The sequence below is a fragment of the Micromonospora sp. CNZ309 genome (assembly GCF_002846525.1).
Genome location: NZ_PJNG01000001.1, coordinates 1,005,866 through 1,026,561, shown reverse-complemented (window position 1 = coordinate 1,026,561; position 20,696 = coordinate 1,005,866). Strand labels below are relative to the sequence as shown.

The window sequence follows — 20,696 nt, the reverse complement described above, 5'->3', positions numbered from 1 at the left end:
GGTGGCGCGGGCCGTCGCGGACGAGCGGCGGGTCAGGGAATGATCTTCGCCAGGTCCCGGGGCATCGTGGCCTTCACGTCGTCCCACTCGCCCTGGGTGACGTGCCGGCGCAGGGTGTCCAGCACCACCTGCACCACGCGCTCCGGGCCGCCCTCCACGTCGTACGGGAAGCCCTGCCGGACCTCCAGCAGGAAGTCGTCCCGGTTGAGCTTGATCGGCACGTCCGACGGCTTCCAACCGTCGAAGTAGATGCCGCGCACCAGCACCGGCAGCTGCGCGGCGAACTCCACGCTCTCCTGCACCGGCATCCGGTCGCGCAGCAGGTGCAGCACGGTGCGCAGCGCGCAGTAGGACTGGTTGCGTTGCTCCTTGGGCCAGCCGTAGGCCTGCTCGATGTCCTTGAGGATCAGGTTGGTCTTGTCCATCGAGGACTCGAACGCGGAATGAAGCTGCTCAGCCATCTGTCCACCCCCGTACGTCGGTCTCCCAGCGTCGGTCGTCGTCGCGTCGCGGCGGTCCCGCCGGGCCACGCGGCTGCCGGGTCGGGCCGCCCCGGCCGGGACGCGGTGCCCACCGGGTGCCGGCGGACCCGCCGACGACGTGCAGCACGGCGCCGGGCCGTCGACCCGGTACCACCCGAACCGTCATCTCCAGCCACCTCCCCGGTGTCGCCTTCTCGCGGCCACGGTGGACCGCACGCACCGTCCATGCTGCGCGGCGACGGGGTGAGCGGCCCTCACCCGGGCGGGGTGAAACGCCGGCCGGTGCGCGCCGCCGCCCCTCAGTCCGCGTCGAGGAGCCCGGCGAGAGTCGCGGCGTTGGTCTGCGCGAAGTCGCGGTAGCAGTTGTTCATGAGCACGTGGGTCTCGCCGGTGGAGTCGGCCAGCTCGCGCAGCTTCGGCGCCCAGTCGCGCAGCTCCCGGTCGGAGTAGCGGTAGCCGAACTTCTCGTGGATGTCCCGGCTCGTCCACTTGTCGCTGTGCCCGTGGAAGCGCACCACCGCCAGGTCCGCGGTGGCGGCCAGCACCGGGGGCACCGACGAGCGGTGCCCCTGCGGCATGTCCACGCAGACGTACGCGAGCCGGTGCTCGCGCAGGAAGGCGAGGGTCTCGTCGGCGTTGTCGCCGTCGAACCAGGAGGCGTGCCGGAACTCGTAGACGGGGCGCAGCGGGGCACACCGCTTCGCCACCTCCAGCAGGTACTGCTTGTTGTCCCGCCTGATGGTGAACCAGGGCGGGAACTGGAACAGCAGCGCGCCGAGCTTGCCCGCCGCCACGAGCGGGTCCAGGGCGGCCAGGAAGCGCGTCCAGACCTCCTCGTACGCCTGCGGGGCGAGGTCGTCCGGGTACAGGTTCTTCTTGTCCGTCTCCGGTCGCAGGTCCTTGTAGAGCGCGCCGGGTCGGGTGGGGTGCCCGGTGAGCAGGCTGAACGCCTTGACGTTGAAGGTGAAGCCGGCCGGGGTGCGCTCGGCCCACAGTCTCGCCGTGCGTTCGGCGGGCGGCGAGTAGTAGGTAGCGTCCACCTCGACCAGCGGGAACTGCCGGGCGTAGTAGGCCAGCCGCTTCTCGGGGTCGTCGGCCGCCTGCGGGTACCAGCCGGAGTCCAGCAGGGTCCGGTCGGTCCAGGAGGCGGTGCCCACCTTGATCGCACCCATGGCTCGATCTCACCGCGCTTCCGGACCGACCGTCGGCCGTGGGCAGTGTCAGGCCGCCCGGCGCTCCCGGTTCTGCTTGCACTGCACGCAGGTGGTGGCGGAGGGGAAGATCTCCAGCCGCTCGACCGGGATGGCCGAGGTGCAGCCCTCGCAGAAGCCGTAGGTGCCCTCCTCCAGCCGGGTGAGGGCGTGCTCGTACTGGGCGCGGCGGTCGAGGATGGTGCGCAGCAGGGACTGCGCGGTGTCCCGCTCGGCCGTCTTGGTGCCGCTGTCGGCCTGGTCGTCGCCGGCGGTGTCGCCGACCTCCACCAGCCGCAGCACCTGGCTCTGGAGCACCGCCTGCTCGTACTCCGCGGACAGCTCGTCGTAGCGGGCCTGCAGGGAGCGCCGGATCTGGTCGATCTCCGCCTGGGACCGGCCCGTACCGATCGTGTCGTGGACGAGCATCGCTGCCTGCCTTTCTGGCCTGAAATTCCGCCGGGGCACCGGTTCGTGCGCCCAGCGCCGTGGTGGTCTGCGCGCGGGCGGATCACCCGCGCTCTGTGAGCCGGGCGAATACCCCGGCGGGCCGACGGTCAAACCGACGATTTTTCGGTGGGGCACGGCGTCAGGGCGACACCGGGGACTCCACCAGCGCCGGGTGCCGTGGATCGTCGGCGCGGACCACCACGTCGGCGAACGTGGCCGGGGCGACCTCGTCGGCGTACCGGGCGAAGGCGGGCAGCGTCCACCGCTGCGCGGGGTCGGTGCGCCGGGCCAGGGCCGCCGGGGAGAGCACCAGGTGGACCGTGACGTCGAAGGGCAGGCCGCCGCCGAGCAGCAGCGCCCCGCTGACCAGCACGACGCCCCCGGGCGGCAGCTCGACGTACGCGGCGCGGCTCGACCGGTCGGCGGCGGCGTCCCACAGCGCGGGCAGCACCCTCCCCGAGCCCTCGGGCCCGGCCGGGTCGAGCACCTCCCGGCGCAGCCCCTGCTCGTCGACCCACCCCTCGTAGAACGCGTCGGGGTTGGTACGGCCGTACTCCAGCCGCACCGAGGCGGGGCGGAGGAAGTCGGCGGCGCGCACGTGCAGCGCCGGCCGGCCGAGCGCGCGCAGCGGGTCGACCAACGCGGCGGCGAGGTCGTCCGGGCGGGCCGCCGGGGCGCCGTCCACGGCCACCCGCAGCCGGCCGGGGACGTCGGTGCCGGCGAGGCGCTCGGTCAGCTCGGTGACGAGCCGCTGCGGGGTGATGGGGCGGATGCGCATCCGACCATGGTGCCCCGCCGGACGGGCGGGCAGGGTGGGAGACGGTCGCGCGGCGGGGCGGCGGTCAGCCGTTGCGGTCGATGGTCACGCGGGCGTCGTCGGCGAGGCGGTAGCCGACGCCGTAGACGGTCGTGACCAGCGGGACGTCGACACCGACCTTGCCGCGCAGCCGGCGGACGTGCACGTCGACGGTGCGCACGCCGGCGTGCTCGTAGCCCCAGACCGCGTTGAGCAGCTGCAACCGGGTGAACACCCGGCGGGGGTGGGCGACGAGGTGCAGCAGCAGGTCGAACTCCAGCCGGGTCAACGGCAACGGCTCGCCGTCGCGCAGCACCGACCGCGACGAGGCGAGGATGTGCAGGGTGGGGATCGTGGCGGCGACGGCGCGCGACGGCGCGCGGCCGGCGGGCACCGGGTCGGGGCGGCGTTCGACGGTGGCCGTGATGATGGTGCCCTCGCCGCGTTCCAGCATCTCCCGGGCGGCCTCCAGCAGCCGCCGGGCCGGCGGGGTCAGCGACTCCTCGGACGCCAGCGGAATGTTCAGGGTCACCGTGAGCATCGGGGCGGCGGTGTTGGCGGGGCGACGCTGGCCGCCCGGGGGGCGACCGGGAACAGCAGGCTGGGACGTATGCCATCCGGCGCGCGACGAGGCGGGGCTGACCGACATGGTCCTCCTTGGCTGGTCCGGGTATCTCCCCACGGCCCGGGACGCCGCTCCATCGATGCTTCCCGGCGCCCGGGCGAGGGTCAAGGGGCGGCTGCGTTGCATGAATGTGACAATTGACGAACGCATCGGAGCCGGATGCTCGCTCTGCGTACGAAGCCTGATGATTACAGCAGAGCCGCCGGGTTGACCCGATAGGGGGGTGCCCGCCCGGTTCATGGTGCTCGACGCGGGTGGCGCCGGGGCGGGCGGGTGCGCGTCACGTCGGCGCGGCGAGGCACCGCCGGCCGTCGGTGAGCCGGTAGCTGGCCATCCGTCGCCGCGCCCCTCCCCCAGCACCCCGGCCGAGCGACGCGCCGGGCCGGTGTCCGACTAACCTGGACCGGTGAGTGAGGAACTCGACGCCGAGACGCTGGCGTTCGCGCACCGGATGTTCGACCTGGCGCGCGACGGCGTCACCGCCGAACTGGCCGACTACGTCGACGCCGGGCTGCCGGTCGACATGACCAACGACAAGGGCGACACCCTGCTGATCCTGGCGGCGTACCACGCCCACCCCGAGACCGTCGCCGCGCTGCTCGCCCGCGGCGCCGACCACTCGCGGACCAACGACCGGGGCCAGACGGCGCTGGCCGCCGCCACCTTCCGCAGCAGCACCGGGGCCGTCCGGGCACTGCTCGCCGCCGGGGCCGACCCGCACCACGGCAACCCGTCGGCGGTGGAGACGGCCCGCTTCTTCGACCTGCCCGACATGCTCACGCTGCTGACGGCGCCGACCGGCTGACGGCACGGGCCGCCCGCGACGCCCGGCGCCGGGGCGGAAACGGCCGCGACGCCCGGCGGGTCCGGCGCGCGACCGGTATACAGGGTCGGTGGAGGATCCGCTGCCCGAACAGATGCGCACCGCCGCCACGGCGCTGCTGGCCGCGCTGGACGAACCCGCCCGCGACCGGGCCACCCACCGGTTCGACGACGAGGCGGCCCGCCGCTGGATCGAGTACCGGCCACGACCCCGGCCCGGGGTCTGCCTGGCCGACCTGGACCGCGCCGGGCGCAAGGCCGCGCACCGGCTGCTGGCCACCGCGCTGAGCCCACCGGCGTACGCCCAGGCGATGGCGATCGTCGCGCTGGAGGAGGTGCTCGACCGGGCGGAGGGATGGCGCCGGGGCCGGCACAGCGGCGACTACTGGGTGGCCGTCTTCGGCGACCCGGCCCGCGACGACGCCTGGGCGTGGCGCCTGGAGGGGCACCACCTCTCGGTGAACATGACCGTGGTGGCCGACCAGGTCTCCCCCGCGCCGATCTTCCTCGGCGCCAACCCGGCCACGGTCCGGTACGCCGGCCGCCCCGTCTCCCGCCCGCTGGGCGTGGAGGAGGACCTGGCCCGCGCCCTGCTCGACGCGATGGGCCCGGCCGGCCGGGCGGCGGCGATCGTCGCCGACGAGGCGCCCGGGGACATCATCAGCGCCACCCGCCCCCGCGTCGACGGCCCGCTGGAGCCGCTCGGGGTGCCCGCCGACCGGCTCGGGCCCACCGGCCGGGCCCTGCTGGACCAGCTCGTGGCGCTCTACCTGGACCGGCTCCCGCCGGAGCTGGCGGTCCGGGAGGCGCGCCGGCTGGATCCGGGGCGGCTGCACTTCGCCTGGGCCGGCCCCACCGTGCCCGGCCGGCGCCACTACTACCGGGTGCAGGGCGACGACCTGCTCATCGAGTACGACAACACGACCGACGACGGCAACCACGCCCACACGGTCCTGCGCCGCCCGGCCAGCGACTTCGGCACCGACGTCCTCGCCACCCACCACGCCGAGGCCCATCCCGCCCCGTGACGGTCAGGGGCGGTGGTGGGCCAGGTCCACGGTGGCGTCGGCGGCGCCGCTCAGCGCGTCGAAGGTGGTGGCCTCGGACCGGCGGCCGGCGTCGAAGCGGCGCACCAGGCGGGCGCCCAGCCAGACGCCGACCGCGCCGACGCCCAGGGCCACCAGCTCGGTGAGCAGCAGCACGACGGAGGCGCCCCGCTGCGGCGCGTCCGCGCGGACGAGGCAGGCGAGAAGGAACAGCGCGGCCATCGCCACGTTCACGAGGTTGAAGGTGATCGCCGTACGCCGGGTGCGGTCGACCGGCACGTCCCACAGGTCGATCATGCCGGCCACGGCGGCCAGCGCGGCGGCGACCAGGGCCGCCACGGACGTCCAGTAGCCCACCTCACCGAGGAATGCCGGCCCGCCGAGCACGTCGGTCAGGTCGAACACGGTCGCGCTCACGAAGAGCCCGAACGGGAACGTCACCAGCATCGGTTGGATCGGGTGTCCCTGCACCCGCAGCCGGCTCTGCATGGTTCCTCCCCAGGTCGGCACGCGTCACCAGTCCAGGGTGCTACCCGGGCGCCGGTACGCCGAAACGACACGCGGCCCACCGGCCCCGCTCATCCCACCGGTCACCTGGGTCCCTGCCCCGGCGACGGCTGCCCCCGGGGCGCCAGCGATACGTGGGCAGCCGACTGGCGCCCCGCGTCGAGGAGGTGTCGCGTGGCGGCCGGAGCGCCGGCGGGCGGGGCTCAGTTGTCCCGGGGGCGCGACACGGTGGCGACGAGCCGGTCGGCGACGTCCCGCAGCGGGATGTCCAGCGAGGACGCCGCGCTGCGCAGCACGTCGAGCGCCTCCTGGGCCGGGCAGCCGCGCTGCGTCATGATCACGCCGATGGCCTGCCCGATCACCCCGTCGCCGAGCAGCGAGGCGTCCAGCTCACCCGCCTGGGCGGCCCGGCGCGCCCGGTCGCGGACGGCCGCCAGGAGCAGCCCGGCGTGTTCGGCGAGCAGCATCGCGGTGAGCTGGTGCCCGGGGGTGAGCAGGTCGGCGGCATTGGCGTAGAGGTTGATCGACCCGATGACCTGCTCGTCGACGTCGACCGGGGCGGAGATCACCGACTGCACGCCCAACTCCCGGGCCCGTGGCGTCCAGGCCGGCCAGCGCTCCTCGCGGTCCAACCGGTCGGAGAGGACCAGCTCCCGCCGCCGGATGGCGTCCATCGCCGGCGAGTCCGGGCCGTGCCGCAGGTCGTCCAGGCCCGCCAGGCGCGCGTCGGAGGCCGCCACCCCGGCCGGTTCGCCGGCGCGCAGCGCCGTGAAGCCGCACCAGCTCACGCCGGCCACGGCGTCGCGGGCCGTACGCACCAGCGCGTCCAGCGCCTCGTCGAAGTCGTCGACGGCGATCAGCCCGGCCGTCAGCTCGCGCAGCAGGGCAGCGGTCTCCAGGACACCGAGCCGCTCCACCGCCAGGTCCCGCGTCTCCAGGTTCACCGCCGCGCCGCCCCCACCGTCCCGGCGCGTGCTGCCGCACGCCCGACCGGCGCCGTCACCTGTTCCATCGTCGTGGTCTCTCCTGACTCCTCGGACCCGGCCTACTACCCTCGCAAACCGGGGTCGAAACGGCGCAAAGGGGGCCCCTTCCCGGCGCCCGGAGGCGCGGGAAGGGGCCCCACGCGTCAGCGCGACGCGGAGCTCAGTCGCCGCCCCACCGAGGCGATCAACCGGTCCAGCTCCGAGCCGAACGGGTTGTCGTGCACCAGGTACGTCCAGGTCGCGGACGGCCGCACCAGCTTCGCCTCGTCCGGCTCCCAGTCGTCGCCGAACTCCGTCTCCTCGAAGGTCTCGATGGTGCGCCGCTCGATCTCCGGGATGAGGTTGTTGAACGCCGGCACGGCCGCCCGGTGGAACTCGTCCAGCGGGTCGAGCCGGCCCAGGGCACGCAGGTGCACGCCCTCGCGTACCTCGGAGAGCTCCGCGAGGTGCTCCGCCCAGAGCCGGTCGAGGTGGTAGAGGGCGATCGAGCGGGCGGCGCGGGCGAGCAGGTCCTCGTCCATCTCGCCGGCCTTCTCGGGCACCCGGTCCAGCAGCATCAGCGCCGCCACGTCGCTGGTCAGCAGGCGTTCCCGGCGTTCCGCGAGCGCCTTGCGCTGCTGCTCGATCACGACGCTGTAGCGCCAGGTGTTGCGGTGGATCTCGTGGTTGACGCCCTCGGCGACCCGCTGGGCGTGCTCGACGGCGTACTCGACCTGGTCGTCGGTGACCAGGCCGTCGGCGTTCATCCGGGGCGAGGCGGGCACGGCGTCGCCGGCGTGCCGGACGACCAGGTCGTCCTCCAGGCTGACGAAGAAGACCGAGCCGCCCGGGTCGCCCTGCCGCCCGGCCCGGCCGCGCAGCTGGTCGTCGACGCGCCGGCTGTCGTGCCGGCCGCTGCCGATAACGTAGAGGCCGCCCAGCTCGGCGACCCGGTCCCGGTCGGCCTGGTCGCTGCCGCCGAGCCGGATGTCGACGCCCCGGCCGGCCATCTGGGTGGAGACGGTCACCGCGCCGTACGCGCCGGCCTCGGCGATGATCGCCGCCTCCTCGTCGTCGTTCTTCGCGTTGAGCACCACGCACGGCACCCCGGCGGCGTTCAGGCCGGCGGCCAGCCCCTCGGACTCCTTCACGTCCAGGGTGCCGACGAGCACCGGCCGCCCCCGTTCGTGGTTGCGCTTGATCTCGTCGACCAGCGCCTCGTCCTTCTCCGCCCGGGTGGCGTAGATGCGGTCCGACTCGTCCTCGCGCACGCACGGGGTGTTCGGCGGGATAACCGCCACCTCGAGGCCGAAGAACTCGCGGAGCTGGTCGCCGACCAGCACCGCCGTCGCCGTCATGCCGCACACCTTCGGGTAGAGCGCGATGTACGCCTGCACGGCGATGGTGCCGAGCACCTCGCCCTCGGCGGTGGCGTCGAGGCCCTCCTTGGCCTCCACGGCCGCCTGTAGCCCGTCCGGCCAGCGGCGACGCTGGGCGACCCGGCCGCGCATCTCGTCGATCAGCTCGACGGAGCCGTCGCGGACGATGTAGTCGACGTCGCGGTGCAGCAGGGCGTGCGCGTGCAGCGCCACGTTCACGGCCGAGAGCTGCGCGACGTGCTCCTCGTCGTACAGGTCGATGCCGAGCTTGGCCTCGACGGCGGCCAGGCCGGCGGCGGTGAAGGCGACGCTGCGGCCGTCCTCGGCCACCGTGTAGTGCTTGCCCTTGCGCAGGCCGCGCACCTGGGCGGCGGCGGCGTGCACCGGGTCCTGCTCGCCGGCGACCGAGCCGGCGAGGACCATCGGCACCCGGGCCTCGTCGATGAGGATCGAGTCGGCCTCGTCGACGATCGCGGTGCGCAGCGGCGGCTGCACCCGGTCCTCCACGTCGGTGACGAGCTGGTCGCGCAGGTAGTCGAAACCGGCCTCGCTGACCGAGACGTACGTGACGTCGCAGGCGTACGCGTCGCGCCGCTCCTGCGGGGTGGAGGCCTCGTTGACCCAGCCGACCGTCAGGCCGAGCAGGGTGTAGACCGGCTCCATCCAGAGGGCGTCACGCCGGGCCAGGTAGTCGTTGACGGTGAGCACGTGCACCGGGCCGTTGCCCAGCCGGACGTGCCCGTACGCGGCGATGGTCGCGGTGAGCGTCTTGCCCTCACCGGTGGCCATCTCGGCGACCTTGCCGGAGAGCAGCGCCATCGCGCCCAGCAGCTGCACGTCGTACGGCCGCTGGTCGAGGCCCCGGCGGGCGGCCTCGCGGCCGATCGCGCAGATCTCCTCGTAGCCCGTGGCCTTGCCGGCGGCCTCGGTCAGCTCGGCGTCGTCGAGCGCCGACAGCTCGTCCTCGCGCGCCTCGACGGCCGGCAGCAGCTTCTCCAACGGCCCCAGGTCGACTGTCGTCCCCGGGCGCTGGAGGAACCGGCGGAACCTGGTCTTCAAGCGTTGCGACACACCCATGAGCGGCAACGGTACGCGACCGGAGCCGGTGTTGGCGGCCCGCCCGGCGCGCCGCCGCGCGGGTGTCGTCGGCGGGCGGATCGCGGGCGGTGGACGGCTCAGCTCACGAGGAGCTGGTGGGTGGCCAGCTCACGGTAGAGCGGGCTGGTCCCGGTCAGCTCGTCGTGCGTGCCGGTGGCCGCCACCCGACCGCCGTCGAGCACCACGATCTGGTCGGCGTCGACGACGGTGGAGAGGCGGTGCGCCACGATCAGCAGGGTGCGCCGGGCGGCCACCGCATCGATGGCCCGGCGCAGCGCGGCCTCGTTGCGGGCGTCGAGGTTGCTGGTCGGCTCGTCGAGCAGCAGCACCGGCGGCCCGGCCAGCAGGGCGCGGGCGATCGCCAGCCGCTGCCGCTCGCCGCCCGAGAGCAGCACCCCGCCCTCGCCCACCTGCACGTCCAGCCCCTCGGGGGCGCGCTCGGCGACGTGGCCGAGGTTGACCTCGTCGAGCACCGCGCGCAGCCGCTCCCCGGTGGCCTCCGGCGCGCTGATCAGGAGGTTCTCCCGCAGCGTGCCGGCCAGCACGGGCGCGGACTGCTCGACGTAGCCGATCCGGGCGCGCAGCGCGTCGCGGGGCAGGTCCCGCACGTCGACGCCGTCGAGGCGCAGCGCGCCCTCGGTGACCTCGTAGAAGCGCTCGACCAGCGCCAGCAGCGTCGACTTCCCGGCACCCGACGGGCCGACGAGGGCGGTGCGGGTGCCGGCCGGCACGGTGAAGCTCACCTCGCGCAGCACCGGCGGGCCGCCGGGGTAACCGAAGCCCACCCGGTCGAACTCGACGGACGCCGGGGCCCCGCCGGGCGCCGCCGTGGCCGGAGCGCGCGCCGGCCGGTCGGCCGCCCCCTCCACGGGCACGGCGAGCACCTCCTCGATCCGCTGGAGCGCGCCGAGGCCGGTCTGCAACTGGGTGTAGGCGTGCACCGCCTGCCCGAGCGGGAGGACCAGGAAGAACAGGAACATGATGAAGGCGACGAGGTCGCCGACGGTGATGGCGCCCGCTGCCACCCGCGCCCCGCCCACCCCGAGGACCAGCAGGAACGCCCCCTGGATGGTGACGCCGCTGGCCGGGCCGACGAACGCCTGCACGCGGGCCACCCGCAGCCCCGCCGCGTACGCCTGGGCGGCGCTCACGCCGATCGCGTCGGCCTCGCGCCGCTCGGCCCGGGCCGCGCGGATCGTGCGGGCGGCGGAGATGGCCCGCTCCACCGCCGAGGTCATCTCGCCGATGCGTTCCTGGGCGGCCCGGGCCAGCCCGCGCACCCGGTGGGCGAAGGCGACGGCGATGGCGATGCCGGCGGCCACCCCGAGCAGGGTCACCCCGAACAGCACCGGGTCGAGCAGGACCATCGCGCCGGCCGCGCCGAGCACCATCACGGCGCCGGTGACCACCTCGAACAGCCCGGAGGTGACCACGGCGCGCAGCAGGGTGGTGTCCGAGCCGACCCGGGAGAGCAGGTCGCCCGTGCGGCGGCGGTCGTACTCGGCGATCGGCAGTCGCAGCAGGTGCCCCGCCAGCCGCCGCCGGGTGCCGAGCACGACCCCCTCGGCGGTGCGTTGCAGCAGGTAGTCCCGCACGCCGCCGAGCGCCGCGCCCACCAGCACGAGGGCGACCAGCGCCGCGACCAGCCCGGCGACGGGCCGGCTGGCGGAGAGCCCGTCGAGCACCGAGCGGGTGAGCAGCGGCTGGGCCAGCGACGCGGCCGCGCCGGCCAGCGACAGCGCGCCCACCACGGCCAGGGTGCCGCGGTGGGCGCGCAGGTAGGGCAGGAGGGCGGCGAGACCGACCCGCCGGTCGGCCCCGCCCCCGCCGGGACCGGGGGCGGCCGGGACGGAGTCGTCGGCGGTCAGGACGGCGGCGTCGGCGGTCATGGCTGGAACGGTATCCGCCCGCGCCACCCGCCCGGACCGTACGCGCGCCTCAGGCGGTCAGCACCACCTGGAGCTCCTGGCGGCGCCGCTCGGCGAGGTCGGTCAGCAGCGTCGGTGCCTCCTCGAACGGCACCACCGCCGAGACCAGGTGCTTGCGGATCACGTCCCCGTAGGCGCGCAGCAGGTCGATCGTCTCGGCGGAGAGGCGCTCCCGGTCCCAGGTCGGGGTGAGCCCGCGCGGCACCCGGCCGATCTGTGCGCAGCGCAGCGACAGTCCGTTGTGGTGGAACTCCTCACCGAAGCGGACCGCGTCCGCGCCGGCCTGGTAGAAGGCCAGGTCGACCACCGTGCCCTGGGGACGCAGCAGGCGCAGCGCGAGCTGCAACGCCCAGGCCTGGCCCCGGCACTGGAACACCACGTCGGCGCCCCGGTCGCCGGGCCCGTGCGCCCAGCGGGTCTTGAGCACCACCGCCGGGTCGTCCGCCTCCGGGTCGAGGGTCTGCAGGCCCAGCGCCTCGGCGACGGCCCGCCGCTGCGGGGTCGGGTCGAGCACCACCACCGAGGCGGCCCCGTGCCGCTTGGCGAACAGGGCGGTGAGCAGGGCCACCACCCCGCTGCCGACGACCGCGACCCGCCGGCCCCGTACCCCGTCGCCCAGCGAGCGCACGTCCGCGCCGTGCAGGTCGGCGGCGGCGTGCAGCACGCCGTTGGCGCAGATCGGCCCCATGTGCGCGACGTAGACGCCGAGCAGCGGGTCGAGGTCCTCGGGCAGCGGCACGAACCGCTCGGCGACCGCGTCGGCGACCCAGCCGGTGCGGTGGCCGTACGTCATCGCGCCGACGGTGCCCACGGCGACGGCCGGCGTGCGGCTCTCCACCACCCGGCCGACCTGCATGTAGCCCAGCCGGGTCACCGGGTACGGCGTGCTGGCGGCACCCGGCTGGAAGAGCCCGAGGTCGGCGTTCCAGGTGACGTTCAGGTAGGGGTTGGTGCCCTTGACGTAGCTCAGTTCGGTGCCGGCCGACACGCCGCTGAACAGCGTCTCGACCCGGAACGTGCCGTCGGTCAGCTCGGCGGCGTCCTGCTCGACCAGCTCGACCCGGCCCGGGCCGCTGACCACCACCACGCGGTCACGCATCGACGGTCACCCCCGTGGCCAGCGGCGCGGCGGCGGGCGTGTCCAGGCGTACGGGCCGGCCGGTGCGGGCGGAGTCGGCGACCGCGAGGGCGAGCCGCTGGGTGCCGAGGGCCTCGGCGTACGGGACGCGCACGTCGTCGCCGACGCCCCGGACGGCGTCGACGAAGGCCCGGTCCACGGCCACCCGGGCGGCCTCCGGGTCGGCGTCGAAGCGGCGTTCCCCATCGGCGTCGCGCACGACCAGCCCGTCCTCGCTCAGCGACAGGGCCAGCCCGTCGGCGAGGATCTCCAGCCCGGCGCGGTGCTTCCAGCCGAGCACGCAGGCGGCGGTGAGCGTGCCGACCGCGCCGCCGGCGAAGCGCAGCGTCGCGGTGGTCACCGAGTCGATGTCGGCGCCGTCGACCGGCGGCGGGGTGCCGTCGCCGTACGCGGTGACCTCGGTGGCCTCGCCGACCAGGCACCGGATGAGGTCCAGCACGTGGGCGGCCTGCTCGACCACCGGGCCGCCGGAACGCTCGCGCGACGACCACCAGGCCACCGGGGGCACCTTGTCCCACCACGCGCCGGCGACCATCCGCACCGGACGGTCGCCGAGCAGCTCCCGGGCCTGCTGCACCACCGGCAGGTAGCGCCAGTGGTGCCCCACGCCGGTGAGCAGCCCGCGCCGGGCCACCAGGTCGGCGACGCGCTCGGCGGTGGCCAGGTCGACGGCGACCGGCTTCTCCACGAACATCGGCACCCCGGCCGCGACGACCGCCTCCTCGGCCGGCCCGTGGGCGAACGGCGGCACGCAGACGTAGACCGCGTCCGGGCCGGCGGCCAGCAGCTCGTCGACGTCGCCGAAGGTGCGGGCGTCGTGCGCCCGCGCCAGCTCCGCCGCCGCCTGCGGCACCACGTCGGTCACCCCGATCAGCTCCACGTCGGCGAAGCCGCCCAACACCCTGGCGTGGCGTTGCGCCACCCCGCCGGCCCCGACCAGTCCCACCCGGCACGTGCGCATGTAAAGCCCCTTCGCCACAGTTTCGCGTTCGACGACTGCACTCCCCCCGCGTGCGCGCAACCAAACGTTCACCAGGGCGGAACCCGGTCACGTCACCGTCGTGATCAAGCTGTTAGGCATGCTGCGGGTTAGCGCGAGTGCGGTAGTGGGAAAAACAGGGAAGGTTTTTCCGCCACGATCTGGGGGTGCCTGTGCGGAATACGGAAACTATGGTGTCGCCGGTGGTGGAGGCCTGGGCCACCTACCGCACGACGTCGGCGGGGGACTGGCCGGCGCGGCGCCTGGTGCGCGCCAAGGGCGACAGCCGGGTCAGCGTGGTGCTGCCGGCCCGCAACGAGGAGGCGACGGTCGGCGCGATCGTGTCGACCATCCGGGAGCACCTGATGGAGCGGGTGGCCCTGATCGACGAGCTGATCGTGGTGGACTCCCGGTCGACCGACCGCACCGCCAAGGTGGCGCGTGCCGCCGGCGCGGAGGTGGTCAGCCAGGACGCGATGACCCGGGGCCTGCCGCGGCTCACCGGCAAGGGGGACGCGCTCTGGGCGGGGCTGGCGGCGGCCGAGGGCGACGTGGTGGCGTTCATCGACGCCGACCTGCGTGAGTTCCGGCCGCACTTCGTGACGGGGCTGATCGGTCCCCTGCTGACCGATCCCTCGGTCGACTTCGTGAAGGGCTTCTACCACCGCCCCCTGGTCGGGGCGTCGAGCGTGGAGGCCGACGGCGGCGGGCGGGTGACGGAGCTGATGGCCCGGCCGATGCTGAACCTGTTCTGGCCCGAGCTGGCGGGCTTCGTGCAGCCCCTCGCCGGTGAGTACGCGGGCCGCCGGGAGGTCCTGGAGCGGGTGCCGTTCGTCTCCGGCTACGGGGTCGAGACGGCGATGCTCATCGACCTGCTCGAGCTGGTCGGGTTGGACGCGCTGGCCCAGGTGGACCTGGGCGAGCGCAAGCACCGCCACCAGGACACCGCCGCGCTGGGCCGGATGTCGGCCCAGATCATGCTCACCGCCTGGTCGCGGCTGCAGCGGCGCGGCTGGGCGGCGCCCGGGGCGATGCCCGCCGCCCTGCTGACCCAGTTCCGGCGCGGCGGCTCCGACGCCCTGCCGAACCTGGACCGGGAGATCGTCGTCAGCGACGTCTCCGTCGAGGAACGGCCGCCCCTGGCCGAGCTACGGCACCGCATCCCCCGCCGACGGGTCGCCGCGGCGTGAGCACGCGACCTCTTGTGACCCCGAACGACCGGGCGCGGACGGCCGAGGGCCCCGCCGAGGGAAGGAATCCCGCATGAGCCTCACCGTCCTGATGAACGCCGGTCCGTGGCTGTCCGTGCCGCCGCCCGGCTACGGCGGCATCGAGAACGTCATCGCGACGCTGGTGCCGGAGCTGCGCCGCCTCGGCGTACGGGTGGTGCTCGCGTCGGTCGACAGCAGCACGCTGCCGGTCGACGAGAAGTTCTCCGTCTTCGCCGACGGGCAGTTCCCCGCCCTGCAACGGCCGTACAACCAGGTCTGCGGCATCTCGCAGGCGCACCTGAACGGGGTGGTGCGCGCGTTGCACTCGCGTGACGACATCGACCTGGTGCACGACCACGTGGAGGCGGTCGGCCTGGCCACGCTCGCCGCGATGGGCCCGGACGCCCCGCCGGTGCTGCACACCCTGCACTGGGACCTGGCCAAGCACCCGGCGCTCTACGGCAACCTCGACGGCGGCGACCGGGTCCGGGTCAACGGGGTCTCCGCCTCGCAGCTGGCCCGCGCGCCCCGGGCGTTGCAGGAGCACTCGGTGGGCCACGTGCACCTGTCCACCCCGCTCGCCGTCGACGCGGACCGTCGGCCCCGGGCCGACAAGGGCGACTATCTGATCATCCTGGGCCGGATCAACCCGGGCAAGGGCCAGGACGTGGGCGCGCGTCTCGCCCGGCAGGTGGGGGTGCCGCTGGTGCTCGCCGGGCCCGTCGGCCCGTACCACCGGCCGGAGGACCTGGCTGCGGCCGGGGACGAGGCCCGGCAGAACCCGGACGTCCGGTTCTTCTACGACGAGGTGGCGCCGCACGTCGACGGCGACCTGGTCCGCTGGGTGGGCACGGTGGCCGGGCAGGAGCGCGACGACCTGCTGGCCGGCGCCCGGGCCTCGCTGTTCCCGCTGCGCTGGGAGGAGCCGGGCGGCACGGCGGTGGTCGAGTCCCTGGCCCTGGGCACGCCCGTGGTCGCCACCGCCCGGGGCTGCCTGCCCGAGCTGATCGAGCACGGCCGCACCGGCCTGCTCACCACCGACGAGGAGGAACTGGGCGACCTGCTGCTGGCCGCCAGCCTGCTCGACCCGGACGAGTGCCGGCGCGAGGCCGCCGTCCGCTTCACCCCCGCCGTGATGGCCGAGAAGTACGTCGGCCTCTACGAACTCCTCCGCCAGTCCGCCGCCGCCGGGCGCCTGCTGCCGGCCTGATCGTCCGTCCGCGCCCCGGGGCCGGGCCGCCGTCACGGTGGGCCGGCCCGTCGGCGTACGCGCCCACGCCCGGGACCGCCGTGCCGCCCGGCGTGGGCGGTCCCCGGCACACTGGGCGACGCCCGCGACGGCGTCCGGATGCCGCCCGTGCCGGGGCGGAAGGTTTGGCGGCGCGCGCGGCGGGAAGGCGCGGTCCGCTCAGCGTTCCCGCACAGTGAGGAGACGGCGGTGACCGGTCCCATGGCGCGCTCGCGCGCCCGGCACAACCCGGCCGACGGCAAGGCCCCCGTCCGGCGGGCCGCCGCCGCCGTGGCGGTGGTCTTCCTCCTGGTCGGCATCCTCGGCTTCGTACCGGGCATCACCAGCGACTTCGGCGACCTGCGCTTCGCCGGGCACGACTCCGACGCCAGGCTGCTCGGCCTGTTCCAGGTCTCCGTGCTGCACAACTTCGTCCACCTGCTCTTCGGGGTGGCCGGGCTGGTGCTGGCCCGCACCGTCGCGGGCGCGCGGACCTACCTGGTCGGCGGCGGCGCGATCTACCTGGTGCTCTGGCTCTACGGCCTGGTGATCGACCACGACAGCGGGGCCAACTTCATCCCGGTCAACAACGCCGACAACTGGCTGCACCTCTTCCTCGGCCTGGGCATGATCGCGCTGGGCGTCCTGACCACCCGGGGCCGCGCCACCCGGTGACGCAGCGTGAACGGCCGGGGCCACGCCGCTCCGGCCGGGCCGGTTTCGCCCGCCCGCGTCCGGGTACTTCGCAGATCCCCGACGACGCGAAACGAGGACGCACATGCCGCGGCGGATCACCTGCGAGGTGCAAGACAGGTCGCCGGTGACCGTCGTACGCCTGCATGGCGGCCTCGACCTCGGCACCATGCGCACGGTGCACACCGCGCTGGACGACTGCCTCGCCAGCCAGCCCGACGCGCTCGTGGTGGACCTCACCGACGTCACCGTCCGTGACCCGCTGGCCCTCTCGGTCTTCGCCGCCACCGCCCGCCGGGCGGCCGGCTGGCCGGCGGTGCCCGTCGTGCTGTGCGCCCCGCCGCCCGAAGCGGCGACCTGGCTGGCGCAGTCGACCGCCTGCCGGGTGGTGCCCGTGCGCCGCGACTGCGACGAGGCGACCCGGGCGGCGAACGCGGCGGCGGCGCCCCGGCTGCGCGCCCGGCTCGAACCGGTCGCGGAGGCCTGCCGGCGGGCGCGGGAGCTGGTCACCGACGCCTGCGGGCGGTGGAACCTGCCGGAGGCCGTCGGCCCGGCGTCGCTGGTGCTCAGCGAGCTGGTCGGCAACGTGGTCCGGCACGCCGGCACGCCGATGCGGGTGACGCTCACCCTGCGCCGGCCGTACCTGCACGTGGCGGTGACCGACGGCGACCGGACCCTGGTCCGGGCCGGCTGCCCCGACGGGCGGGCCGAGGGCGGCCGGGGGCTGATGCTGGTGCGCGAGCTGGCTCAGGTGTGGGGCAGCTCGCCAGCCGGCGACGGGAAGGTCGTCTGGGCCATACTGCCCGCGAATTGACCAGATTTACCACTCTCGCCTGAATAACCGCTGTCGCCTGGTTTCATGGGCTGTGGGGCGGGTAGCCGCGCCGTCCTATCTGTCGTCATGGCGGGGTGAGAGTCACATGCCCGAGCGGGTAACCACGGAACCACGCGACCGGGGGCCGGCGATCCTGGCGCCGGCACGCTTCGGCGGCTATCCCGGGCCGCTGCGCAAGGCGCTGCCCGGTGGGAAGCTCACCCGGTTCCTGGCCACCACCGACCACAAGCAGATCGGGCTGCTCTACCTGCTGACCTCGTTCGGGTTCTTCCTGGTCGCCGGGCTCCAGGCGATGCTGATGCGGGCCGAGCTGGCCCGGCCGGGCATGCAGTTCCTCTCGGCCGAGCAGTACAACCAGCTCTTCACCTCGCACGGCGCGGTCATGCTGCTGCTGTTCGCCACGCCGGCGGCGTTCGGGTTCGCCAACTACATCGTGCCGATCCAGATCGGCGCGCCGGACGTGTCGTTCCCCCGGCTCAACGCCCTCGCGTACTGGCTCTACCTCTTCGGCGGCCTGATGGTGCTCGGCGGCTTCCTCACCCCGGGCGGCTCCGCCGACTTCGGCTGGACCGCCTACCTGCCGCTGAGCAGCCAGGAGCACTCCCCCGGCGTCGGCGCCAACATGTGGGTGATCGGCCTGGTGATCTCGGGGCTGGGCACCATCCTCGGCGCGGTCAACCTGATCACCACGATCCTCACCCTGCGCGCGCCCGGCATGACGATGTTCCGGATGCCGATCTTCACCTGGAACATGCTCTTCACCAGCGTGCTGGTGATCCTGGTGTTCCCGCTGCTGGCCGCGGCCCTGATGGCGCTCGCCGCGGACCGGCTGCTCAACGCCCACGTGTACGACCCGACAACCGCCGGGCCGATGCTCTGGCAGCACCTGTTCTGGTTCTTCGGCCATCCAGAGGTCTACATCATCGCGATCCCGTTCTTCGGCATCATCACCGAGATCATCCCGGTCTTCTCCCGCAAGCCGATCTTCGGCTACACGGGGCTGGTGCTGGCCACCGCCGCGATCACGGTGCTGTCGATGACCGTGTGGGCGCACCACATGTTCGCCACCGGCCAGGTGCTGCTGCCGTTCTTCAGCATCCTGAGCTACCTGATCGCCGTTCCGACCGGGGTCAAGTTCTTCAACTGGATCGGCACCATGTGGAAGGGGCAGCTCACCTTCGAGACGCCGATGCTCTTCGCGATCGGTTTCCTGGTCACCTTCCTCTTCGGCGGCCTGACCGGGGTGCTGCTGGCCAGCCCGCCGGCGGACTGGCACACCCACGACACCTACTTCGTCGTCGGGCACTTCCACTACGTGCTGTTCGGCACCGTGGTCTTCGCGCTCTTCGGCGGCTTCTACTTCTGGTGGCCGAAGATGACCGGGCGGCTGCTCGACGAGCGCCTCGGCAAGGCCCACTTCTGGACGATGTTCATCGGGTTCCACGGCACCTTCCTGGTGCAGCACTGGCTGGGCAACGAGGGAATGCCCCGCCGCTACGCCGACTACCTGCCCAGCGACGGGTTCACCGCGCTGAACACGATCTCCAGCATCTTCGCCTTCGTGCTCGGCGCCTCCACCCTGTTCTTCATCTGGAACGCCTGGAAGTCCTGGCGCTTCGGGGCGCAGGTGACCGTCGACGACCCGTGGGGCTTCGGCAACTCGCTGGAGTGGGCCACCACCTGCCCGCCGCCGCTGCGCAACTTCGACCGGATGCCCCGCATCCGCTCCGAGCGGCCCGCCTTCGACGCCAAGTACGGCCCGCTCGTCGCCGACCTCGGCCGGGACCTGCCGCAGCGCACCACCAAGCCGCCGCAGGAGTTCCGCGACGAGTTGCACCGCGAGAAGCACGTGCCCGAGTCGCCGTCGCGCGAGGGGGCACACGGCGCGCGGGAGGCCACCGAGTACCAGCCGGCCCCGCAGTCCGGAGCCAGGCCGGTGGACGTACCCGAGCCGGGCGACATCCGCCGGCCCAGCTTCGAGCAGACCGACGAGCCGGAGGAGACCAACCTCGGCGCCCAGCGGGAGCAGCAGGAGAACGACCGCTGGCGGCACCCGCGCGGGCCCGGCGACTCGCCCGACCACTGAGCGTCCGTACGCGAAAGGGCCGGCACCGCCTGGTGCCGGCCCTTTCCGACGTGCTCAGCCCTCGCGGGCCGCCGCGAGTCCCGCCGCGGTGAGCGAGCGACGCACCGCCGGCTGCACCCGGGTCAGCCGCAGCGGCACCCCCGTGCGGGCCGCGGCCTCGCGGCCGGCCATCAGCGCGGCGATGCCGCCGGCGTCGAAGCCGCCCGCGCCGTCGAGGTCCACCACCACCTCGGCGGGCTGCCCGGTCACCGCCTCCAGCATCGCCCGGCGCAGCTGGTCCGCGCCGTCGCGGTCGACCTCCCCGCCGACCTCCACGACCACCCGGTCGCCGTTGTGCCGCACCGAGATCCTGGTCTTCGCCGGCTCCGACTCGGCGGCGCCGTTCTGCCACGGCGGCGGGGCGTCGGCGAGCATCGCCTGGCGCAGCCAGGTCAGCGCCCGCGACAGCAGCCGGGAGACGTGCATCTGGGAGATGCCGAAGCGGGCGGCGATCTCCGCCTGGGTCTGGTTGCCGTAGAAGCGCATGGCCAGGATGCGCCGCTCCCGCCAGGGCAGCCGGTGCAGCAGCCCACTGACCGTCACCCGGTCGTCGACCGATTCCAGCGCGTTGTCGGACTCGCCGACCAGGTCGCCGAACTCGGCCGAACTCTCCCCGCCGACGGGGGCGTTCAGCGAGGCCGGGCTGTAGCCGGCGGCCGACTCCAGCGCGGCGAGGATCTCCTCCTGCGGCGTCTCCAGCCGCTCCGCCAGCTCGGCGACCGTCGGGGCCCGGGACAGCTCGCTGGTGAGGGCCGACGTCGCCTGTCCCACCTCCAGGATCAGGTCGCGCAGCCGGCGCGGCACGTGCACGCCCCAGGTGCGGTCGCGGAAGTGCCGCTTGATCTCCCCGACGATCGTGATGGCCGCGTACGCGGTGAACGAGCCCCGCTCGGGGTCGTACCGGTCGACGGCGTTGACCAGGCCGAGGCGGGCCACCTGTTCCAGGTCCTCCAGCGGCTCACCGCGCCCCCGGTAGCGGCGGGCCAGCCGGCCCGCGAACGGCAGGGCGAAGCGGACCAGGTCGTCCCGCGCCTCCTGGCGCCGTTCGGGCGGTAGGCCCTCGATGCGGGCCGCGTACGCCAGTGCGGCCGCGTCGAGGTCCTCCAGGCCCCGCTCGGTCGGCGGTGGTGTGGTCGTGGTGGTCTGTCCGAACATCCGCGCCTCCCTCAGGAAGGTCCCCCGCCCGGATTCAGGAAACC

19 protein-coding genes are annotated in these 20,696 nt (G+C 74.2%); 7 read left to right on the top strand and 12 right to left on the bottom strand.

What is annotated here, in order from left to right; genetic code table 11:
• Positions 1-32: 32 nt before the first annotated feature.
• The 5 genes from CLT72_RS03910 to CLT72_RS03885 all read right to left on the bottom strand — a co-directional run bounded on the left by CLT72_RS03910 (position 33) and on the right by CLT72_RS03885 (position 3,567).
• Positions 33-461: a DUF2267 domain-containing protein gene (locus tag CLT72_RS03910; protein WP_101409553.1), complete on the bottom strand. Its 429-nt coding sequence runs from the start codon at positions 459-461 to the stop codon at positions 33-35.
• 320 nt (positions 462-781) lie between these two features.
• Positions 782-1,654, bottom strand: coding sequence for a DUF72 domain-containing protein (locus CLT72_RS03900; protein ID WP_101409551.1), 873 nt, complete (start codon positions 1,652-1,654; stop codon positions 782-784).
• 48 nt (positions 1,655-1,702) lie between these two features.
• Positions 1,703-2,101 carry a TraR/DksA family transcriptional regulator gene (locus CLT72_RS03895; RefSeq protein ID WP_089000644.1) on the bottom strand — a complete coding sequence of 133 codons (399 nt, stop codon included), beginning with the start codon at positions 2,099-2,101 and terminating at the stop codon, positions 1,703-1,705.
• Positions 2,102-2,261: 160 nt separating this feature from the next.
• A complete protein-coding gene (locus CLT72_RS03890) occupies positions 2,262-2,900 on the bottom strand; it encodes a nucleoside/nucleotide kinase family protein (RefSeq protein ID WP_101409550.1) in 639 nt (212 codons plus the stop codon).
• A gap of 64 nt (positions 2,901-2,964) precedes the next feature.
• Complete coding sequence (locus tag CLT72_RS03885; protein WP_101409549.1) at positions 2,965-3,567, bottom strand: winged helix-turn-helix domain-containing protein; 603 nt, start codon at positions 3,565-3,567, stop codon at positions 2,965-2,967.
• Positions 3,568-3,994: 427 nt separating this feature from the next.
• On the opposite strand from CLT72_RS03885, the gene CLT72_RS03880 reads away from it, so the two are divergent.
• Together CLT72_RS03880 and CLT72_RS03875 are read left to right on the top strand one after the other, a co-directional pair.
• Positions 3,995-4,348: an ankyrin repeat domain-containing protein gene (locus tag CLT72_RS03880; protein WP_284039176.1), complete on the top strand. Its 354-nt coding sequence runs from the start codon at positions 3,995-3,997 to the stop codon at positions 4,346-4,348.
• A gap of 88 nt (positions 4,349-4,436) precedes the next feature.
• Positions 4,437-5,393, top strand: coding sequence for a DUF3500 domain-containing protein (locus CLT72_RS03875; protein WP_199184465.1), 957 nt, complete (start codon positions 4,437-4,439; stop codon positions 5,391-5,393).
• A gap of 3 nt (positions 5,394-5,396) precedes the next feature.
• Here the strand turns inward: CLT72_RS03875 and CLT72_RS03870 are convergent, their stop codons facing one another.
• From CLT72_RS03870 to CLT72_RS03845, 6 genes are all read right to left on the bottom strand, one after another.
• Positions 5,397-5,900, bottom strand: a complete 504-nt coding sequence (locus CLT72_RS03870) for a DUF2231 domain-containing protein (RefSeq protein WP_101409546.1) — start codon at positions 5,898-5,900, stop codon at positions 5,397-5,399.
• Between the two features lie 221 nt (positions 5,901-6,121).
• On the bottom strand, positions 6,122-6,862 hold the full coding sequence (locus tag CLT72_RS03865) for a GAF and ANTAR domain-containing protein (RefSeq protein WP_101409545.1): 741 nt from the start codon (positions 6,860-6,862) through the stop codon (positions 6,122-6,124).
• Between the two features lie 185 nt (positions 6,863-7,047).
• Positions 7,048-9,339, bottom strand: coding sequence for an accessory Sec system translocase SecA2 (secA2, locus tag CLT72_RS03860; RefSeq protein ID WP_101409544.1), 2,292 nt, complete (start codon positions 9,337-9,339; stop codon positions 7,048-7,050).
• A gap of 98 nt (positions 9,340-9,437) precedes the next feature.
• The gene (locus CLT72_RS03855; RefSeq protein ID WP_101409543.1) at positions 9,438-11,249 is read right to left on the bottom strand and encodes an ABC transporter ATP-binding protein; all 1,812 of its coding nucleotides are present in this window, start codon (positions 11,247-11,249) and stop codon (positions 9,438-9,440) included.
• Positions 11,250-11,298: 49 nt separating this feature from the next.
• Entirely contained in the window at positions 11,299-12,387 is a 1,089-nt protein-coding gene (locus tag CLT72_RS03850; RefSeq protein ID WP_101409542.1) for a zinc-dependent alcohol dehydrogenase, read from the bottom strand.
• Positions 12,380-13,387, bottom strand: a complete 1,008-nt coding sequence (locus CLT72_RS03845; RefSeq protein ID WP_089000654.1) for a Gfo/Idh/MocA family protein — start codon at positions 13,385-13,387, stop codon at positions 12,380-12,382. Before CLT72_RS03845 ends, CLT72_RS03850 begins: the two co-directional genes overlap by 8 nt.
• A 209-nt stretch (positions 13,388-13,596) precedes the next feature.
• Between CLT72_RS03845 and CLT72_RS03840 the strand changes: the two genes are divergently transcribed.
• The 5 genes from CLT72_RS03840 to ctaD all read left to right on the top strand — a co-directional run bounded on the left by CLT72_RS03840 (position 13,597) and on the right by ctaD (position 19,458).
• Positions 13,597-14,595: a glucosyl-3-phosphoglycerate synthase gene (locus CLT72_RS03840; RefSeq protein ID WP_172896535.1), complete on the top strand. Its 999-nt coding sequence runs from the start codon at positions 13,597-13,599 to the stop codon at positions 14,593-14,595.
• A gap of 73 nt (positions 14,596-14,668) precedes the next feature.
• Positions 14,669-15,826, top strand: coding sequence for a glycosyltransferase (locus CLT72_RS03835; protein WP_089000656.1), 1,158 nt, complete (start codon positions 14,669-14,671; stop codon positions 15,824-15,826).
• Between the two features lie 240 nt (positions 15,827-16,066).
• Positions 16,067-16,519 carry a DUF4383 domain-containing protein gene (locus tag CLT72_RS03830; RefSeq protein ID WP_101414920.1) on the top strand — a complete coding sequence of 151 codons (453 nt, stop codon included), beginning with the start codon at positions 16,067-16,069 and terminating at the stop codon, positions 16,517-16,519.
• 103 nt (positions 16,520-16,622) lie between these two features.
• The gene (locus CLT72_RS03825; RefSeq protein ID WP_101409541.1) at positions 16,623-17,351 is read left to right on the top strand and encodes an ATP-binding protein; all 729 of its coding nucleotides are present in this window, start codon (positions 16,623-16,625) and stop codon (positions 17,349-17,351) included.
• 106 nt (positions 17,352-17,457) lie between these two features.
• Positions 17,458-19,458: an aa3-type cytochrome oxidase subunit I gene (ctaD, locus tag CLT72_RS03820; RefSeq protein WP_101409540.1), complete on the top strand. Its 2,001-nt coding sequence runs from the start codon at positions 17,458-17,460 to the stop codon at positions 19,456-19,458.
• 54 nt (positions 19,459-19,512) lie between these two features.
• On the opposite strand, the gene CLT72_RS03815 is transcribed toward ctaD, so the two are convergent.
• Positions 19,513-20,652: a SigB/SigF/SigG family RNA polymerase sigma factor gene (locus tag CLT72_RS03815; RefSeq protein WP_089000659.1), complete on the bottom strand. Its 1,140-nt coding sequence runs from the start codon at positions 20,650-20,652 to the stop codon at positions 19,513-19,515.
• Positions 20,653-20,696: the final 44 nt, after the last annotated feature.

Excerpts from the sequence above, each read along its gene's own strand:
- CLT72_RS03910 (WP_101409553.1), bottom strand. The coding sequence starts at position 461 with ATGGCTGAGCAGCTTCATTCCGCGTTCGAGTCCTCGATGGACAAGACC.
- CLT72_RS03900 (WP_101409551.1), bottom strand. The coding sequence starts at position 1,654 with ATGGGTGCGATCAAGGTGGGCACCGCCTCCTGGACCGACCGGACCCTG.
- CLT72_RS03895 (WP_089000644.1), bottom strand. The coding sequence starts at position 2,101 with ATGCTCGTCCACGACACGATCGGTACGGGCCGGTCCCAGGCGGAGATC.
- CLT72_RS03890 (WP_101409550.1), bottom strand. The coding sequence starts at position 2,900 with ATGCGCATCCGCCCCATCACCCCGCAGCGGCTCGTCACCGAGCTGACC.
- CLT72_RS03885 (WP_101409549.1), bottom strand. The coding sequence starts at position 3,567 with ATGTCGGTCAGCCCCGCCTCGTCGCGCGCCGGATGGCATACGTCCCAG.
- CLT72_RS03880 (WP_284039176.1), top strand. The coding sequence starts at position 3,995 with ATGTTCGACCTGGCGCGCGACGGCGTCACCGCCGAACTGGCCGACTAC.
- CLT72_RS03870 (WP_101409546.1), bottom strand. The coding sequence starts at position 5,900 with ATGCAGAGCCGGCTGCGGGTGCAGGGACACCCGATCCAACCGATGCTG.
- secA2 (WP_101409544.1), bottom strand. The coding sequence starts at position 9,339 with ATGGGTGTGTCGCAACGCTTGAAGACCAGGTTCCGCCGGTTCCTCCAG.
- CLT72_RS03855 (WP_101409543.1), bottom strand. The coding sequence starts at position 11,249 with ATGACCGCCGACGCCGCCGTCCTGACCGCCGACGACTCCGTCCCGGCC.
- CLT72_RS03850 (WP_101409542.1), bottom strand. The coding sequence starts at position 12,387 with ATGCGTGACCGCGTGGTGGTGGTCAGCGGCCCGGGCCGGGTCGAGCTG.
- CLT72_RS03845 (WP_089000654.1), bottom strand. The coding sequence starts at position 13,387 with ATGCGCACGTGCCGGGTGGGACTGGTCGGGGCCGGCGGGGTGGCGCAA.
- CLT72_RS03840 (WP_172896535.1), top strand. The coding sequence starts at position 13,597 with ATGGTGTCGCCGGTGGTGGAGGCCTGGGCCACCTACCGCACGACGTCG.
- CLT72_RS03835 (WP_089000656.1), top strand. The coding sequence starts at position 14,669 with ATGAGCCTCACCGTCCTGATGAACGCCGGTCCGTGGCTGTCCGTGCCG.
- CLT72_RS03830 (WP_101414920.1), top strand. The coding sequence starts at position 16,067 with ATGGCGCGCTCGCGCGCCCGGCACAACCCGGCCGACGGCAAGGCCCCC.
- CLT72_RS03825 (WP_101409541.1), top strand. The coding sequence starts at position 16,623 with ATGCCGCGGCGGATCACCTGCGAGGTGCAAGACAGGTCGCCGGTGACC.
- ctaD (WP_101409540.1), top strand. The coding sequence starts at position 17,458 with ATGCCCGAGCGGGTAACCACGGAACCACGCGACCGGGGGCCGGCGATC.
- CLT72_RS03815 (WP_089000659.1), bottom strand. The coding sequence starts at position 20,652 with ATGTTCGGACAGACCACCACGACCACACCACCGCCGACCGAGCGGGGC.